This is a genomic window from Neobacillus ginsengisoli (assembly GCF_030813055.1).
Window position 1 is genome coordinate 333,251 of the sequence record NZ_JAUSTW010000006.1, and the last position, 17,098, is coordinate 350,348.

The window sequence follows — 17,098 nt, forward strand, 5'->3', positions numbered from 1 at the left end:
TTTGGAACAAGGATACCTTACTTTGGAAACCGGTGAAGTGTTTGAAGGCGTACTGATTGGCGCAAAACAGGATTCCCTGGGAGAAGTTGTTTTTAATACGAGTATGACGGGGTATCAAGAGATTATTACAGACCCTTCGTATGCTGGGCAAATTATTACTTTTTGCTATCCGATTATCGGAAACTATGGCATTAATGCAATGGATGATGAAAGCATCAACCCTGCATTATTAGGGGTAATCATCGGTGATCTTTGTGAAACACCAAGCCATTATCAATCGATTAATAAATTTTCCGAAAAATTAAAATCTGCTGGAGTTCCGGGAATTGCCGGTGTGGATACACGTCTATTAGTAAAAACCATCCGTAGCCGCGGAACGGTAAAAGGCTTTTTAAGCAAAAGCAATGTTGAAAAAGAATTCTTATCAACAAAGGAAACAGCACAAGCTTGGGTGGAAAAAGTATCAACGAAAAAAATTCAGTTTTTCAAAAACAATGGTCCCCATGTTGTCCTAATGGATTTCGGATATAAAAAATCAATTCTGAACGCTCTTTTAGAAGAAAATTGTGCCGTTACGATTGTGCCATTTAATACTTCCTTTGAAAAAATAAAAGCATTAGCTCCTGATGGTGTCCTGCTTAGTAATGGGCCAGGCGACCCGATGGAATTAAAACAATGGTTTCCTGAAATTAAAAAAATTACACGGTACTACCCAACCCTTGGAATTTGCTTGGGTCATCAGTTAATCGCCCTTTCATATGGTGCGAAAACAGAAAAACTCGCCTATGGACATCGCGGCGGCAATCATCCTGTCAAAGAATTAATGACAGGCAAGGTGAAAATTACCGCTCAAAATCATGGATACGTTGTCGTGGACGAAAGTATCGATAGTACGATCTTTGATGTAACATACCGTAATGTTAATGATAAGTCGATTGAAGGTTTAAAACACCATCACTACCCAATCCAGACGGTACAATTTCATCCGGAAGCACACCCGGGTCCGAGCGATACTGCTCATATTTTAACAGAATTTGTGAGCCAGATTACTTCATTGGGAGAGACAGTTTATGCCGTTAAATAAAAAACTAAAAAAAGTACTTGTGATCGGGTCAGGCCCGATTGTCATTGGGCAGGCGGCGGAATTTGATTATGCCGGAACGCAAGCTTGTATTGCCCTAAAAGAAGAGGGTATAGAAGTTGTGTTAATCAATAATAACCCGGCCACCATCATGACCGATGAAACAATTGCTGATAAAGTATATATAGAACCCCTTAATGTTGAAACCATTGAAGAAATCATCAAAAAAGAAAGACCGAACGGAATTATTGGAACACTTGGCGGTCAAACTGGTTTGAATTTAACGGTTCAGCTTTATGAACTACAGATTTTGCAAAAGTACAATGTAGAGTTGTTAGGAACGTCTGTGGAATCAATAAAAAATGGTGAGGATCGGGAAAAATTCCGTAATTTAATGATACAAATCGGTGAGCCAATCCCTGAATCAATGATTATTCATAGCTTTGAGGATGGTGTCCGTTTTGTAAAAGAAATTGGCTATCCGGTCATTATCCGTCCGGCCTATACACTTGGCGGGGATGGCGGAGGCTTCGCATACAATGATGTGGATCTGGAAGTTGTGTTGAAGAAGGGGTTAGCTGCAAGCCCGATTCATCAGGTATTAGTTGAAAGAAGCATTAAGGGCTGGAAAGAAATTGAATATGAAGTCATGAGAGATGCAAATGATACGTGTATTATTGTTTGTAATATGGAAAATATGGACCCGGTTGGCGTTCATACGGGTGATTCAATCGTTGTTGCCCCTTCACAAACATTGACTGATGTTCAATATCAGATGCTACGTGATTCTTCTATTAAAGTAATTAGAGAATTAGGGATTATTGGCGGCTGCAATATTCAGTTTGCTCTTAATCCGTTTTCAAACCAGTATTGCATTATTGAGGTTAATCCACGGGTCAGCCGTTCATCGGCCCTAGCATCAAAAGCAACAGGTTACCCGATTGCAAGGATGGCTGCGAAGTGTTCAATTGGATATCATTTGGATGAGATTGTGAATCCAATAACAGGTAATACCTTTGCTTCCTTTGAGCCTGCGATTGATTATATTGTGGTAAAACTACCGCGTTTTCCTTTTGACAAATTTCCGGAGGCAGATAGAACGTTAGGAACGCAAATGAAAGCAACCGGGGAAGTAATGGCTATTGACCGTACTTTTGAAGGGGCTTTAAATAAGGCGATTCGTTCGATGGAAATGAATATTTATGGACTTTGTACAGTAGCAAATCAATCACTGGATTCGGAAGCCTTGTTTGTACTTCTTGAAAAGGCAAATGACCAACGGCTTTTTGCGATTGCGGAAAGCTTTAGAAGAGCCATTTCTTTTGAAAAAATTCAGCAATTGACGCAGATTGATCCATGGTTTTTACACAAAATTAGCTCAATCGTCGAGTTAGAAAAGGAATTATCTTCTTATCAATGGGAAGATGTCCCTGTTTCCCTGCTAAAAGAAGCGAAGCGAAATAATATCTCCGATAAGCTGTTATCGCAGCTTTTTGATATTCCTGAAAAGCAAATTCGGAACAAGTGGAAAGAGCTTGATTGGAAACCGGGCTATAAAATGGTGGATACATGTTCAGCAGAATTTGATGCGGTTACCCCATACTACTATTCTACTTGGCATGGGTATGACGAAGTTGAAACAAGAAAAGGAAAAAAGATTCTAGTCATTGGTTCTGGTCCGATTCGAATTGGTCAAGGGGTTGAATTTGATTATTGCTCCGTACATGCAGCCCTTGCTATTAAGAAAATGGGGTACCAAGCGGTTGTCATCAATAATAACCCGGAAACCGTCAGTACCGACTATTCAATCGCTGACAGCCTATACTTTGAACCACTTGCTGCCGAAGACGTTCTCCGCGTCATTGAAAAAGAGAAGGTCGAGGGTGTATTAATTCAATTTGGCGGGCAAACAGCTATTAATCTTGCACATGCTTTAGAAGAAGAAGGCGTGAAGATTTTAGGTACGACAGTTGAAAATGTAGATCGTCTTGAAGACAGAAAAGAATTCTATCAGCTCCTAGAAAAATTAAATATTCCTCATATTGAAGGTGAAACAGTTGCCTATTCCGAGGAATTAGCAGAAGCTGCTGCAAAATTGGGCTACCCGGTTTTGGTACGTCCGTCCTATGTGATCGGCGGTCAGTCGATGTTTACAATTTTTAACGAGGAAGAACTTAGAGGCTATATCAAGCAATTAGAAGATAACTCACAAGCTACCATGTGGCCATTATTGGTCGACAGATATATACCTGGACTGGAATGCGAGATCGATGTCATTTGCGATGGAGATTCAATTGTTGTTCCAGGGATCTTTGAGCATATTGAAAAAGCAGGAGTTCACTCCGGTGACAGTATTTCAATCTTTCCTCCTATTTCCTTATCGACTGCCTTAAAAGATACCTTAATTGATTACGCAAGTCGGATTGCATTGTCTGCACCGATTGTCGGAATGATGAATATCCAATTCGTTATTTATGAGGATCAGGTGTATGTTCTTGAGGTAAACCCTCGTTCATCGAGAACGGTACCAATCCTTAGTAAGGTGACAGGTATCCCGATGATTGAGTGGGCAACAAGGGTACAGTTAGGAGAAACCTTAGATGATCTTTGCCCGAAACAAGGTCTATTGGCTGAGCCGCAATATTTCTCAGTGAAAACACCTGTATTTTCTTCAAGAAAGCTTAAGGGTGTCGACCATGTGCTTGGACCGGAAATGAAATCAACGGGTGAAGTTTTAGGCTTAGGCGTTACTTTCCAAGAAGCCTTAAATAAGGCGCTTCCTTTACAATCAATAGATGGTGAGGATTATGTTTTTTGTTCGATTTCCGATCGGGAAAAACCAGTAAGTCTGCCAATCATTCAGGAGCTTGCGAAAAAACAAATTAAGATTGCAGCCACAGAAGGAACAGCTTTATTTTTCCAAGAGAATGGGATTAAGGTAGAAACAGTGGTGAAAAGTGATCAGGATGTGATGGAACTTTTCCGAAATCAAAAAATGAGCGCTGTTATCAATATACCGAATCAGGGACGTAATAAAGTTAAATTTGGTTTTTATATTCGTGAACAAGCGACCCGCTTCGATGTACCAGTGTTTACACATTTAGATACAGTCGATGCGATTATGGGCTTGCAAAAACAGTCTCTAACTAAACTAGAAGTTCGAACAGTGAGTGAATATTACAAAATGGAAGTGAGTGAGATAGTCCATGTTAAAAGCAATTAATTATAACGAAACCGAAAATACGAAGCATTATAATCTTAAGGGGAAGGATTTTTTACAACTTTCAGATTTTTCCAGTGAGGAAATCCTTTACCTGCTTGAGACGGCACAGGAGCTAAAAACTTTACAGAAACAAGGGACACCGCATCCGTTTTTAAGCGGGAAAGTATTAGGGATGATTTTTGAAAAATCATCCACCCGCACAAGGGTATCATTTGAAGTGGGGATGCTTCAGCTTGGAGGCCATGCTATCTTCTTGAGCACTAAAGACATTCAACTGGGTAGAGGGGAAAGCATTTCTGATACGGCAAAAGTGCTATCTCGATATGTTGATGGCTTAATGATTCGGACATTTTCACATGAATCGGTTGAGGAATTTGCCAACTATGCAACTGTTCCGGTTATTAATGGATTAACGGATTTGCAGCACCCTACTCAAGTATTGGCAGATCTTTTAACGATCCTTGAACATAAAGGGAAGTTAGCCGGATTAAAGCTTTGTTATATTGGCGATGGTAATAATAATATGGCCCATTCGTTAATCGAAGGTGCCGTCAAAGTTGGAATGGATATCAGCGTTGCCAGTCCAGTAGGATATATGCCTAATGAAATAATCGTAGCGAATGCGAAAAAAGCTGCAAAAGGTACAGCTGTCACCATAACTAACGACCCGGTAGAAGCGATTAAGGGTGCAGATGTTGTTGTCACGGATGTTTGGACCAGTATGGGGCAGGAAGAAGAAACGGCAAAGCGTTTGAAAGACTTCCAATCCTTCCAAGTAAATGAAGAGCTTTGCAAACAGGCAAAAAATGATTATATCTTTTTACATTGTCTGCCTGCCCACCGCGGTGAAGAAGTAACTTCCAAGATCATTGATGGTCCACATTCCGTTGTTTTTGATGAGGCAGAGAATCGTTTACATGCACAAAAAGCAATATTGAAAATTTTACTAGCAAAATAGTATTTATTTTTTTGAGTTTTATTGTATAATAATTCTATTGGTTGAATATTAATTCATATATATGCGAGGAGAGTTATACATGGCAAAGGAAAAAATTGTCTTAGCCTATTCAGGCGGTTTAGATACATCTGTTTCTGTTAAATGGATTCAAGAGAAATACGGCTATGATGTCATTGCATTAGGTCTTGATGTTGGGGAAGGAAAAGACTTAGAAGCTATCAAAACGAAGGCATTGAACGTGGGGGCTGTCAAAGCTATCATGATTGATGCGAAAGAAATGCTGGCTAAAGATTATATCATTCCTGCTTTAAAAGCGAACTGTTTATATGAAGGAAAATACCCGTTATCATCAGCACTTTCCCGACCGTTAATTTCAAAATTATTGGTGGATGTTGCTGAACAGGAAGGGGCAGCGGCAGTAGCTCATGGCTGTACTGGAAAAGGGAATGATCAGGTACGTTTTGAGGTTTCGATCCAAGCCTTAAATCCTAGTTTAAAAGTTGTCGCTCCGGTTCGTGAATGGGGAATGACACGTGACGAAGAAATTAAGTATGCTGAGGAGAATGGGATTCCAATTCCAGTAGATTTAGATAATCCATTTTCAATTGATGCGAACATTTGGGGACGTGCCTGCGAAGCTGGTGTCCTTGAAAACCCTTGGAATGAAGCGCCGGAAGCAGCGTTCGATTGGACAAATCCAATTGAATTAACTCCAGACGAGGCAGAGTATATTGAAATCGAGTTTGAACAAGGAGTACCAACTGCGCTTAATGGTGAAAAGCTTCCGTTAGTCCAATTAATTGAAACATTAAATGCGCTTGGAGGTAAGCATGGTGTCGGACGTATCGATCATATCGAAAATAGATTAGTAGGAATTAAATCAAGAGAGGTATATGAAAATCCATCCGCTTTAATTTTAATTAATGCTCATAAAGAATTAGAATTTTTAACATTGCCTCGTGAGGTTACTCAATTTAAAACCCAGATTGACCAGCAAATGGCAAAAATTATTTATGAAGGACTATGGTATTCACCATTGAAAAATGCTCTTGATGCCTTTATTGATGAAACACAACAAGTTGTTTCCGGAACAATTCGTGTTAAGCTTCATAAAGGTAATCACACGGTTGTAGGCCGAAAATCAGCGCATAGTCTTTATAACGAAGAACTGGCTACCTATTCAAAAGGCGATGCGTTTGACCACAATGCTGCAGTTGGCTTTATTAAGCTTTGGGGACTGCCAACAAAGGTTTATTCCGAGGTAAATAAGAAAGAAACGATTTTAAAATAATTATAGATACGCCCTCGAAACTTTTTTCGGGGGCAATCTTATTCAAGCTTTCAAGGAGGAACAAAAGATGTCGAAGTTATGGGGCGGACGATTTACAAAGGAAACAAACAAGCTGGTGGAAGAATTTACAGCTTCGATTTCTTTTGATCAAAAATTAGCCAAAGAGGATATAGCCGGAAGCTTAGCCCATGTTCAGATGTTAGGCGAGTGCGGAATCATTCCGAGTGAGGATGCAAATAGAATTAAAAATGGTTTACTTGAGATTAAACAGATGGTTGAAAATAATGAGGTAAAGTTTTTAGTTGAAGATGAAGATATTCATATGAACATTGAGAAACTCTTAATTGAAAAAGTTGGTCCCGTTGGAGGAAAGCTGCATACAGGAAGAAGCCGTAATGACCAGGTAGCAACTGATATGCATCTTTATTTACGAACCAAAACGACCGAGCTTATTAAACTTATCGAAGATGTTCAACAAGCTTTGGTTGAGCAGGCAAAAGAGCATGTTCAAACATTGATTCCTGGGTATACACATCTGCAGCGTGCTCAGCCTGTTTCCTTTGCCCATCATTTAATGGCTTATTTCTGGATGTTTGAGCGTGATAAAGAAAGATTAATAGATAGCTTAAAACGTGTCAATTGGCTTCCGCTTGGTTCAGGTGCATTAGCGGGAACAACCTTTCCTATTAATCGAGGGCTAGTTGCCGAGCTATTAGGATTTGAAACGATCTACCCTAATAGCATGGATGCGGTTAGTGACCGTGATTTTATCTTAGAATTTTTATCGATTGGTTCAATTATCATGACCCATATTTCAAGACTTTCTGAGGAACTTGTCATATGGTCAAGCCAGGAATTTCAGTTTGTGGAGCTGGATGATTCCTTCTGCACTGGCTCCAGTATTATGCCGCAAAAGAAAAATCCTGACGTACCAGAGTTACTAAGAGGAAAAACCGGCCGCACTTACGGCAATTTAATCGGCTTACTGACAGTATTAAAAGGCTTGCCGCTAGCATATAACAAGGATTTGCAGGAAGACAAAGAGGGCATGTTTGATACCGTCGAGACGCTAGAAGGCTCTTTAAAACTATTAGCCCCTATGATCGAAACAATGACAGTAAACAAAGACGTCATGCGCAAGGCGATCAACAATGATTTCTCCAATGCCACAGATATTGCTGATTACTTGGTTCGAAAAGGTTTACCGTTCCGTGAAGCTCATGAAATTATTGGGAAAATCGTTTTATATGCAATCCAGAATCAAAAATTCCTACTGGATTTGAGCTTCAATGAATATCAGGCATTTAGTTTATTATTTGAAGAGGATATCTATAAGGTTCTTTCACCTGAGAATGTAGTGGCAGTCCGAAATAGCTTTGGAGGTACATCTCCGGAGCAAGTAGAGCAGCAAATCAAACTGGCTGAAGAGAAGCTGGGAAAATAAATACATTTAAAGTAATTTGAAAGAAATATCAAAAAATATTGACACATTAAGATCCATCATCTAAAATTCATTTATAACTTGGTAAATTAATGAATCAATTAAATAATACTCTTATCCAGAGCGGCGGAGGGACTAGGCCCGATGAAGCCCGGCAACCTTCAAGGTAATCCTTGAAAAGGTGCTAATTCCTGCAGGTTATTTTTAACCTGAAAGATAAGGGGAGGAAGTATGCCCTCTTCTTATGAAGAGGGCTTTTCTTTTTTAAAAAGGCTCTGTTAAACTTTGTTGTTGATTTCCGCTCCTGGCGCTCGCTTTCCGCGGGGAGGTCCGAGAGCCTCCTCGGCGCTTAATGCGCCTGCGGGGTCTCCCGTGACCTCTCTATCCCGCAGGAGTCGAGCGCCCTCCGCTCCAATCAACAGTTGTAAAAAATCAACATTCGCCTTTAACACAGCCTTTAAAAAAAATTGATGAAGTTCATAACATGAATTGAAGGGGTGGCTAAACATGTCTGTCGTAAAAGTGGCAATCTTAGGTTTCGGTACTGTGGGAGAAGGGGTTTACAAAACAATTCATTCCCACGCTGAGGAGTTAACAGCAGTTCTGGGTAAAAAAGTGGAAGTTGCAGCAGTTTTAATAAAAAATAAGCAGAAAAGGAGAAATATTGCTGATGAGGTTCTTATTACCTCAGACATTGAAGAAATATTGCAGCTTCCACAGCTAGACCTTGTTGTTGAAGCCATTGTGGGTAAAGAACAACCCTTTTCTTTTTTGCAAAAAGCAATCAAAAGGGGCTGCCACATTATTACGGCGAATAAAGAGATGTTTGCCAGCCACAGTAGTGAATTGTTGAAGCTTGCGGAGGAGAATCATGTTTCTGTTGGCTTTGAAGCAACTGTAGGCGGAGGAATACCGATTATCCAAACACTAAGGCAGCTCTTAAAAATTAACCGTGTTCAACATGTCCAAGGAATTGTAAATGGAACATCAAATTTCATCCTAACAGAAATGCGCGAGAAACAGCAATCATTTGCGGCTGCCTTAAAATTAGCACAAGAAAATGGCTTTGCAGAGGCTGATCCGACAAATGATGTTGAGGGATTCGATGCTTTTTATAAATTGATGATTTTAAGCAGAATTGCATTTGGTCAAGAACCAAATTGGAACGAGGTCGACATTGCAGGGATTACTTCCATAACAAGTGAACTTATCGAGACAGCCGAAAAACTCGGGCTTAGGTTTAAGCATATAGTAAGTGCCGGCAAGGTTGGCAGCCAAGTAAAAGGGAGTGTTAGCCCGGTTCTTGTCAGTAAAAATCATCCTTTTTACCATGTTGAAGGCGTGGAAAATGCCATCAACGTTCATTCGGATATTGTTGGAAGGATTACGTTACAGGGACCCGGTGCGGGAATGTTTCCTACCGCGAGTGCTGTCATTGAAGACTTGGTTTATGTTTGCCAAAGCCATTTAAGTAGAGGAAATCATTCACAAACCTCCCAAGCCGCCAGTGCCAGTGTGCAGGATAAAAAGGAATCAAGTGAATTTTGGTTGGTCCACGGGCTTCAGGGAAATTATCTAAATCCTCTGATTTCATGGATTGAACAAATAGGGGAAGAAACATTTATCATAAGGGCAGCCAAGGAGGATGTGGTCCAATTGGCTACTCAGAATAAAACAGTATTGTTTTACTTAATAGTTGATGGTTATCAATTAACTAATCTGAACAAACAGGAATCTTTAACCGTTTCTCTGTGACCTTTATTAGAAATTCTTATAATGGAAGCTGACAATTCTAAGTCAGCTTCTATTTTTGTGTCTTTAAAAAAAAATAATATAAAAACCTAGGAATTATATGGGGGAGAGTCTAGTCAAAAGTTAATGGAGTTCATATTGTGTAAAAGCTCTATTAATTGGACGAGTTTTTTCTAAAATAAACAGTAAAGGAGTGCAGCATGTTGGGGAATAAAAAAGATGATCGTTTGTTAAAGGATATAAAAAATTCATTTACTGTTGAGTTTTGGTCTAACCCGGAAAGCATCCATCAAATCGATGAACAATCACAAAATGAACTTGCGATAAACAAAGACTATGACAGACCTTGGCAAATTAATTACAGTGAAGCAGGGATTTGTTTCGCCGTTGGTTTATATGGAATAACTGTATATGAAAAAATAGCTGACAATCTATACACGGTCTTAGAATATGAAACAAGCTTTCAAGATTTGTTTCATGTTGCTGTAGTATATTCCGATAAAAGACCCTACCTTTTTGTTAATGGTGATTATATAAAAAAAGGTGAAAGAAGCAAATATGATTATGTTTACCCTTCAGGAATCATTTGTGGAGCACCTGAACATTTTCCTAACGGGGGTATCGAAGAGCTAAGAATTTGGGATTACAATCGAACAGTGGCACAGATTGCCGCATACATGAATCGAAAGCTAGAAGAAGGAGAAGAAGGGTTATATGGTGTTTGGTCAACTCACACCATTGGAGAAACAGCTGCAAGGGAAAATTCGTGGCCACAGAGAAAAGAAGAAAGACCGAACCAAAACCAAAAAAATAGCAAAAATATCGAAGTTAGCATCATTATCCCATCATACAATAAATACCCGCTTAATTTATTTACTCTTTATTCACTTGAAAACCAGACTTTTGATGCATCTAAAATGGAAGTTATCTTTATTGATGATGCCTCTACAGACCAAACGGATAAGAAATTGAAAGACTATAATCCTCCCTATCATTTTACTTATATTCACAGTAAAAAAAATCTCGGAAGGGCTAAGGTTCGAAATTTAGGAATCAAATCCTCTAAAGGAAAAATACTAATCTTTTTAGATGCCGAGATGATTACTCTGCCTGACTTCGTGGAAAATCATTACCAATTCCATCAATCAAACAAAAATGTGATTTTATCGGGGGCAATGTATTCAAAATATGTTTTCTCGTGTATTTTTCCCGAGTTTGATAGTAAAAAACTAAACAAAATTGCCGAAATAACAGAAAATAATCAAAAATTTAATAATCGATTCCAAAGTTATAACCAATCTGCCTCTACACCTTATCCACTTATCGATAAATCGGACATCATAAACAATACTATCGGCGACTTAACCGTAAAATCGTCTTCTTGGTTTAGAACCATTACACGAAATTTTGATGAAGACTTAGCGGGGTTCCAATTTCCATGGATGGCATTTTTAACGGGGAATGTTTCCTTACGTAAAGAGTTGATTGAACAAGCAGGGTTGTTTGATGAACAGTTTGTCAAATACGGCTACGAAGATTGGGAGCTAGGCTTTCGTTTATATAAGATGGGAGCTAAATATATCGTTAGCAGTGACTTGATGACATACCATCAAGAGCATCCGGTTGGCGAGAGTAAATGGAAAGAGGCGGTTGGAAACTTCAATCTATTCACATCAAAACATCATGATGTGGAGGTTCTAATTCTCGGGTTAGAGCTTGCCGACTTTGCAGACCTATTAACAATGAATAAAATATTGATTGAGTATAAACATTTGGTTGAAAACTATTCGGACCGGTTTAAACTTTTTCAAAAAAAATTCATTGCCATACTTGAAACCATTGCACTGTTACTGCAAGTGGATATCCGTCACTTTAATGTATTAGGGGCAACAGGTTTTGGCTCGATAAAAAGAAAAAGACTTCAAGCGGACATTGAAAATATCAAGGAATTAAACAAATATAATCATTTAGCAGGTTTTTTGGATAAGGTCATGAACTCATGATGGAGGTGAAGAAATGGTATCAGTCATTACTTGTACGATAAGAGAGGATTTTATCGACAACGTGTTTAATAACTATCAGCAGCAAAATTGGAAAAATAAAGAGTTAATTATTATCTTAAATAAAGATTCAATGAACTTAAGCAAATGGAAGAAGAAAGCAAAGAATTATCGTAATGTTCGGGTCTATCAACTCCATGAAAAAGCAACCTTGGGTGATTGTCTAAATTTTGGCGTTTTGAAATCAAACTATGATTATATTGCAAAATTCGATGATGATGATTATTACGGACCGAACTACCTAACGAGTGCGATGGAGGCATTTAAAGATAAAAACGTTTCTATCGTTGGAAAAAGCTCTTATTATATCTACTTTAAAAATAAGAAAGCACTGGTTTTTGTATCAGGTATAGAGAATGATATTACAGATACGGTAGCAGGCGCCTCGTTGGTGTTTAGAAAAGAAGTATGTAATACGGTTCAATTTGAAAAAGTGAATCGGGCTGAGGATTACTTTTTTATTGACCAAAGTAAGAAGGCTGGATTTAACGTATATTCGTTGGACCACTATGATTTCGCAGTCATCCGGCATAATACTGAAAACCATACGTGGAAGGTCACTGATGATGATCTTATGGGTTGGGGCGAATTAGTAGCTTATACAGAAGACTTTCAATCAATCATAACAAATAAAAAAAATTAAAAATAGTTTGATGAAAGAAAGAAGAGTGGCATCAAAATGGAGATGCCACCTATTTTTTCGATTCTAAGAAGAGCAACCAAGCTTTTTGACAAATTCAACAAGCATGTTTTGATATAATTGAACTGATTCAATATCAACATATTCCTCATCACCATGCCAATTATCACCGCTAGGACCAAATTCAATGGCAGGAATACCATACTTCGCAAAGAAAACGGTATCGGCGGTCCCATGTTGACCAAAGAATAAAGTAGTTGTTTTCGTATTGGCTTCCACTATTTGATCAAGTAAGGATATGACGGGATGATTCTTATCTGTATTGATAGGCTCTGCAAACATGTTTATGTACACATTTCCATCAGTAACACTTTCAATTTCCTTCATAATTTCTTCTTTATTTTGTGTCGGCAAAAAGCGTAGATCAAAACACATTAAGCATTCATCAGGAACTTTATTGTAAACATCACCTGCTTGTATTTTTGCCAGATTAATAGAAGGGCTGGCATAATAGGAGGTACTTTCTTTTGCAAAAGGAAGTTCAAGTATTTGTTCATAAACCCGGTATGCTTTTTCGATAGCGTTAATGCCTTCCCAAGGTCGGCTGCCATGTGCTGATTTTCCACTAATTTTAAAATCTAATCGTAGAACCCCCTTGGCTTGATGGGCAATTCCAAGCTGAGTAGGTTCAGAACAAATAACAAAGTCACCTCGATATCCATTCTCAGCCAGGTATCTTGAACAATTTAAGCCGCCAATTTCCTCATCTGAAACGATTTGCAGCTGGATTTTCACTCCCAATTCCTGATCCTTTAAATTCAGTAGGGCACACATCATTGCGGCTACACCGGCTTTCATATCTGCACTTCCTCTGCCAAACAATTTACCATCCTTTTCGAAGGGGATAAATTGCTGGGGATGTCCGCTCACAACATCAACATGCCCATTAAGTACAAGTGTAAAATCACCTTTCCCAATTTCACATAAGAGCATTTTGTATCCATTATTCTCTAGTTTTCTAACGGAAAGATTGTGTTCAAGAAGCCAGGTTTCACAAAAATCAACTGCTTTATTCGCTCCTTCTTTCGTTGAACTCTCAATTGAAATTAATTTTTTCAGCAAATCAATGACCATTTTTTGGGCCCCCCATAAAAATTTGAAAAATTATTCTGAAGACTATTCATTACTTATAATATAAAGATACTGAATGAATAACCATTTATCCAGTCTTTTATCCACATTATAAAGTCTTATTTAGAAGTACTCCACAGACTTATGCACATTATCCACATTATATTCGCCAGTTATCAACAGGTTTTTGTTAACAGTTAGGTAGTTAGTAGGATTTCAGTGATCATGCCGCTTTTGAAGGAATATCCACATTATCCACATTATCCACAATTTAGTGTAAATAAAAAGAAGCAGGAAATCCTGCTTCTTCTTTTTGCATGTGAGGCAGCCTCGATATGCTGCCTGCCAGTTATAAAAGAGGTTATTTTCGCCTTTTCGTATTTACGCGCTGGTTAGCAGCATTAGCTCGTGCTTGTGCCTCAAGATCCGCATGATCAGCAATTTCTTGGGAATATTCCACATCGATTCCGTCTGATTTCAGGTTTTTAGGCACTTGTGGAAGTGATGCTTTATTTTTATCACGAGTTTTATGTCCATGCGACCGACCCATTGAAAAAACCCCTTTCAAGTTCAACTAGTGGGAATTGAAATGTTCCCTTTATTATCATTTACTAATGAAAGAGGTTCATGAAAGGTAATTACTCCTAAGTAAGGAAAATTAGGTTGAACTATAACTGTCTAGCTCCAGCGCCCAGCGGCTAGTGTACTTCGCTCTTCTCCCTACGATAAGTCAAAGCGCTCCAGTCCTGTCGTGCGCTAAACGGGCGCTTTCGCTTTGCTTTTTAAAGTTTCGTTTTTCTGTCGCTAAAGCCGCCTGCACGGTCTGCCATTTTAAATTCCCGCTGATAGCTCACTTCTTGCATACTCGTTAGGGGATATTTCCCTCTGTCCTTATCTTTTTTCTTTTTTTCCGCCATATTGCTCATTCCTTTCAACATTATTTGCTAATCGTCATCAAGCTTAATGGTAAAGACAACAGCACTATATATGTACTTATTTCCATTTTTACCTTATTGGAATGGAATGATACTATTTTTGCGGAAATATATTTTTAAGTGCTGAAGAAAGCTCGGTATAATTAAAGTGGAAGCCGTTTTCTATCAGTTTTTTTGGTATCGCCTTCTGGCCTTCAAGAACTAACATGCTCATTTCACCTAACAATAATCGAAGCGCAAAACTTGGTGCCGGAAGCCAATGAGGACGATGGAGCACGTTCGCTAAAGTTTTACCGAATTCGTTCATCGTAACAGGATGAGGTGCAGTAAAATTAACAGGGCCTTTCATTTTCTCGTTTTCTAAAATAAATAATATTCCCTTTACTACGTCCTCAATATGAATCCATGACATCCATTGGCGTCCATTTCCAAGGTTCCCGCCGATAAATGCTTTATAGGGCAGTGTGATTTTAGGCAGGGCCCCTTCATTTTTATCAAGGATAATTCCAAATCGGCACAAAACAGTCCGCATTCCTAATTCTGCTGCTTTATTGGCCTCGGACTCCCATTGCTTAACAGTGTCCGATAAAAAGTCATTCCCCAGTCCTTTATCCTCTTCAGTAAAAACATTCGTTTCGGACGTTCCGTAGAATCCAATCGCACTTGCATTTATAAGTGCTTTTGGCTTGTTGGTTAATTTATTTGCGATGTCTAAAATTTCTCTAACTGCATTTTTTCTACTGTTTACTATCAAATCTTGTCTTTGTTTGTTCCATCTTCCGCTGCTAATCGATTCACCGGCAAGGTTAATAATGATATCTGTATCTTGTAGATAATCAATTGGATTGGAACCTTCAATCAGCCATTTAACATAACGAATACGATTATTTTGAGTTGCTTGCATGGATTTCCTTGTTAAAATAACGATTTCATGATCATGTTTTACTAACTCGCTCACAAGAGCCTTTCCAACAAAGCCGGTACCGCCAGTAATCGCAATTTTCATGGTAACGTCCTCCTATTTCTTCTTATTTTACAATATTTAATGAAGGATGTGGTAAAGTAGAACTGAGGTGAGCGAAATGGCTATTATTACAAAAATCACCACGCAGCAAAAGAATCAGGACCGATTTAATATCTTTATGGATTATGGAAAAGGTGAGGAATTTGCTTTTAGTGTCGATAGTGATGTCCTTATTAAATTTCAATTAAAAAAGGGAATGGAGTTAGATGATTTTTCCTTTCTGGAAATTCAGTATCAAGACGACATCCGAAAGGCGTATAATCTGGCTATCCATTATTTAGCGAGAAGAATGCGATCAGAAAAGGAAATAAAGGATTATCTCGAACAAAAAGAAATGGAAGAACCCGTCATCAATGAAGTTCTCCATAAATTAACGGCACAAAAATACATCAATGATCAAGATTATGCACTATCATATGTACGAACACAAATGAATACATCTGATAAAGGTCCGGATTTAATTAAGATGGAACTTAAGGAGAAGGGGATTAAAGAGGAAATTTTCGAGTTTGCTCTAGCCGAATTCCCTTTTGATGTGCAGGTTGAAAAAGCGACAAAAATATCCGGGAAATTTATTCAGAAGAATTCAAAAGAATCACAAAGAATAATCAAGCAAAAGCTTGAGAATTTGCTTCTAAGAAAAGGATACTCTTACGAAATCATCAATATTGCTGTGAGTGAAACTGATATGAAAAAAGATGTAGATGAAGAAATGGAAGCCATTCGATTTCAAGGTGAAAAAACTCATCGGAAATTCAGTCAATTTAGCGGTTTTGAGTATGAACAAAAAATGAAGCAAACTTTATATCGCAAAGGATTTTCTTTTGAGCTAATTGAAAAATTTTTGGCGGAAAACCATGAAATAAAATAGAAAAATCATGACGAGCAGTCATGATTTTTTGCTTTCTATAATAATTGAATCCCGGTCCATTTGATCAATGATGATTTCAGCCACTTCCCTTGGAGTTCTAAAACGCGAGGTATCTTTCACATGGTCGCTATTTTCCCAAAATGGTGTGTCCATGCCTCCCATATAAACGGCATTAATTTTTATCGTACTGTCCTCGTATTCTTTTTGAAGACTTTCTGTAAATCCTCTGATAGCAAATTTACTGGCTGCATACACGGCTTCATTTACCTTTCCGCGAAGGCCGGCAGTTGAAATAATATTCATGATTAGTCCGTCACTTAAATGAGGCAATACCGATCTGGTCATTAGTATTGTGCCTAAAACATTGGTATCTAACATATCGGTAATTTGTTGATCCGAGATATCAGTGAATGGTCCAAAATGACCCACGCCTGCATTATTAACCAAGCCGAAGAGATCAAAGTTTTGACTGAATTCTTCTACTGTTTTCATAACTTCATCAGGATTTCGGATATCTAATACAACAATATCGGCTTTTCCTCCATCTGCTTCAATTTCTTTTTTGGTCGTTGTTAATTTTTCCGCCGTCCTCCCCGTCAATAAGAGGTGATACCCTTTTTGAGATAATAGTATGGCTAGGTTCTTTCCTAATCCTGAACCTGCCCCGGTAACGATGATTGTTTTCATTGTG

General features: G+C 38.5%; 14 protein-coding genes and 1 riboswitch. Of the genes, 9 read left to right on the plus strand and 5 right to left on the minus strand.

Annotated elements, in window-relative coordinates; all coding sequences use genetic code 11:
- Position 1: 1 nt before the first annotated feature.
- From J2S10_RS19130 to J2S10_RS19165, 8 genes are all read left to right on the plus strand, one after another.
- Positions 2-1,084, plus strand: coding sequence for a carbamoyl phosphate synthase small subunit (locus J2S10_RS19130; protein ID WP_307410830.1), 1,083 nt, complete (start codon positions 2-4; stop codon positions 1,082-1,084).
- Positions 1,071-4,304 (plus strand): carbamoyl-phosphate synthase (glutamine-hydrolyzing) large subunit, encoded by a 3,234-nt coding sequence (carB, locus tag J2S10_RS19135; RefSeq protein ID WP_307410832.1) that lies wholly within the window; start codon positions 1,071-1,073, stop codon positions 4,302-4,304. The genes J2S10_RS19130 and carB overlap by 14 nt, the downstream gene beginning before the upstream one ends.
- A complete protein-coding gene (gene argF, locus J2S10_RS19140; protein ID WP_307410834.1) occupies positions 4,288-5,262 on the plus strand; it encodes an ornithine carbamoyltransferase in 975 nt (324 codons plus the stop codon). Before carB ends, argF begins: the two co-directional genes overlap by 17 nt.
- Before the next feature lie 79 nt (positions 5,263-5,341).
- Positions 5,342-6,553, plus strand: coding sequence for an argininosuccinate synthase (locus J2S10_RS19145; protein WP_307410837.1), 1,212 nt, complete (start codon positions 5,342-5,344; stop codon positions 6,551-6,553).
- Between the two features lie 67 nt (positions 6,554-6,620).
- On the plus strand, positions 6,621-7,997 hold the full coding sequence (gene argH, locus J2S10_RS19150; protein WP_307410840.1) for an argininosuccinate lyase: 1,377 nt from the start codon (positions 6,621-6,623) through the stop codon (positions 7,995-7,997).
- A 108-nt stretch (positions 7,998-8,105) separates the two neighbouring features.
- Positions 8,106-8,217, plus strand: a riboswitch (SAM riboswitch).
- 284 nt (positions 8,218-8,501) lie between these two features.
- Complete coding sequence (locus J2S10_RS19155) at positions 8,502-9,749, plus strand: homoserine dehydrogenase (RefSeq protein ID WP_307410843.1); 1,248 nt, start codon at positions 8,502-8,504, stop codon at positions 9,747-9,749.
- Positions 9,750-9,946: 197 nt separating this feature from the next.
- The gene (locus J2S10_RS19160; protein ID WP_307410846.1) at positions 9,947-11,749 is read left to right on the plus strand and encodes a glycosyltransferase; all 1,803 of its coding nucleotides are present in this window, start codon (positions 9,947-9,949) and stop codon (positions 11,747-11,749) included.
- 13 nt (positions 11,750-11,762) lie between these two features.
- Positions 11,763-12,449 carry a glycosyltransferase family 2 protein gene (locus J2S10_RS19165; RefSeq protein ID WP_307410848.1) on the plus strand — a complete coding sequence of 229 codons (687 nt, stop codon included), beginning with the start codon at positions 11,763-11,765 and terminating at the stop codon, positions 12,447-12,449.
- Positions 12,450-12,512: 63 nt separating this feature from the next.
- Here J2S10_RS19165 and J2S10_RS19170 read toward each other — a convergent pair whose 3' ends face one another.
- The 4 genes from J2S10_RS19170 to J2S10_RS19185 all read right to left on the minus strand — a co-directional run bounded on the left by J2S10_RS19170 (position 12,513) and on the right by J2S10_RS19185 (position 15,518).
- The gene (locus tag J2S10_RS19170) at positions 12,513-13,580 is read right to left on the minus strand and encodes a M20 family metallopeptidase (protein WP_307410851.1); all 1,068 of its coding nucleotides are present in this window, start codon (positions 13,578-13,580) and stop codon (positions 12,513-12,515) included.
- Between the two features lie 358 nt (positions 13,581-13,938).
- Positions 13,939-14,127: a YfhD family protein gene (locus J2S10_RS19175; RefSeq protein WP_307410855.1), complete on the minus strand. Its 189-nt coding sequence runs from the start codon at positions 14,125-14,127 to the stop codon at positions 13,939-13,941.
- 232 nt (positions 14,128-14,359) lie between these two features.
- On the minus strand, positions 14,360-14,494 hold the full coding sequence (locus tag J2S10_RS19180; protein ID WP_307410857.1) for a YfhE family protein: 135 nt from the start codon (positions 14,492-14,494) through the stop codon (positions 14,360-14,362).
- A 112-nt stretch (positions 14,495-14,606) separates the two neighbouring features.
- Positions 14,607-15,518 (minus strand): TIGR01777 family oxidoreductase, encoded by a 912-nt coding sequence (locus J2S10_RS19185; RefSeq protein ID WP_307410859.1) that lies wholly within the window; start codon positions 15,516-15,518, stop codon positions 14,607-14,609.
- A gap of 76 nt (positions 15,519-15,594) precedes the next feature.
- Between J2S10_RS19185 and recX the strand changes: the two genes are divergently transcribed.
- Complete coding sequence (gene recX, locus J2S10_RS19190) at positions 15,595-16,407, plus strand: recombination regulator RecX (RefSeq protein WP_307410862.1); 813 nt, start codon at positions 15,595-15,597, stop codon at positions 16,405-16,407.
- 18 nt (positions 16,408-16,425) lie between these two features.
- On the opposite strand, the gene J2S10_RS19195 is transcribed toward recX, so the two are convergent.
- Positions 16,426-17,094, minus strand: a complete 669-nt coding sequence (locus J2S10_RS19195; RefSeq protein WP_307410865.1) for an SDR family NAD(P)-dependent oxidoreductase — start codon at positions 17,092-17,094, stop codon at positions 16,426-16,428.
- Between the last annotated feature and the right edge of the window lie 4 nt (positions 17,095-17,098).

Bases quoted from the DNA above. Each gene is read 5' to 3' on its own strand.
- J2S10_RS19185 (WP_307410859.1), bottom strand. From the start codon at position 15,518: ATGAAAATTGCGATTACTGGCGGTACCGGCTTTGTTGGAAAGGCTCTT.
- recX (WP_307410862.1), top strand. From the start codon at position 15,595: ATGGCTATTATTACAAAAATCACCACGCAGCAAAAGAATCAGGACCGA.
- J2S10_RS19160 (WP_307410846.1), top strand. From the start codon at position 9,947: ATGTTGGGGAATAAAAAAGATGATCGTTTGTTAAAGGATATAAAAAAT.
- J2S10_RS19165 (WP_307410848.1), top strand. From the start codon at position 11,763: ATGGTATCAGTCATTACTTGTACGATAAGAGAGGATTTTATCGACAAC.
- J2S10_RS19145 (WP_307410837.1), top strand. From the start codon at position 5,342: ATGGCAAAGGAAAAAATTGTCTTAGCCTATTCAGGCGGTTTAGATACA.
- J2S10_RS19170 (WP_307410851.1), bottom strand. From the start codon at position 13,580: ATGGTCATTGATTTGCTGAAAAAATTAATTTCAATTGAGAGTTCAACG.
- J2S10_RS19155 (WP_307410843.1), top strand. From the start codon at position 8,502: ATGTCTGTCGTAAAAGTGGCAATCTTAGGTTTCGGTACTGTGGGAGAA.
- carB (WP_307410832.1), top strand. From the start codon at position 1,071: ATGCCGTTAAATAAAAAACTAAAAAAAGTACTTGTGATCGGGTCAGGC.
- J2S10_RS19180 (WP_307410857.1), bottom strand. From the start codon at position 14,494: ATGGCGGAAAAAAAGAAAAAAGATAAGGACAGAGGGAAATATCCCCTA.
- J2S10_RS19195 (WP_307410865.1), bottom strand. From the start codon at position 17,094: ATGAAAACAATCATCGTTACCGGGGCAGGTTCAGGATTAGGAAAGAAC.
- J2S10_RS19175 (WP_307410855.1), bottom strand. From the start codon at position 14,127: ATGGGTCGGTCGCATGGACATAAAACTCGTGATAAAAATAAAGCATCA.
- argF (WP_307410834.1), top strand. From the start codon at position 4,288: ATGTTAAAAGCAATTAATTATAACGAAACCGAAAATACGAAGCATTAT.
- argH (WP_307410840.1), top strand. From the start codon at position 6,621: ATGTCGAAGTTATGGGGCGGACGATTTACAAAGGAAACAAACAAGCTG.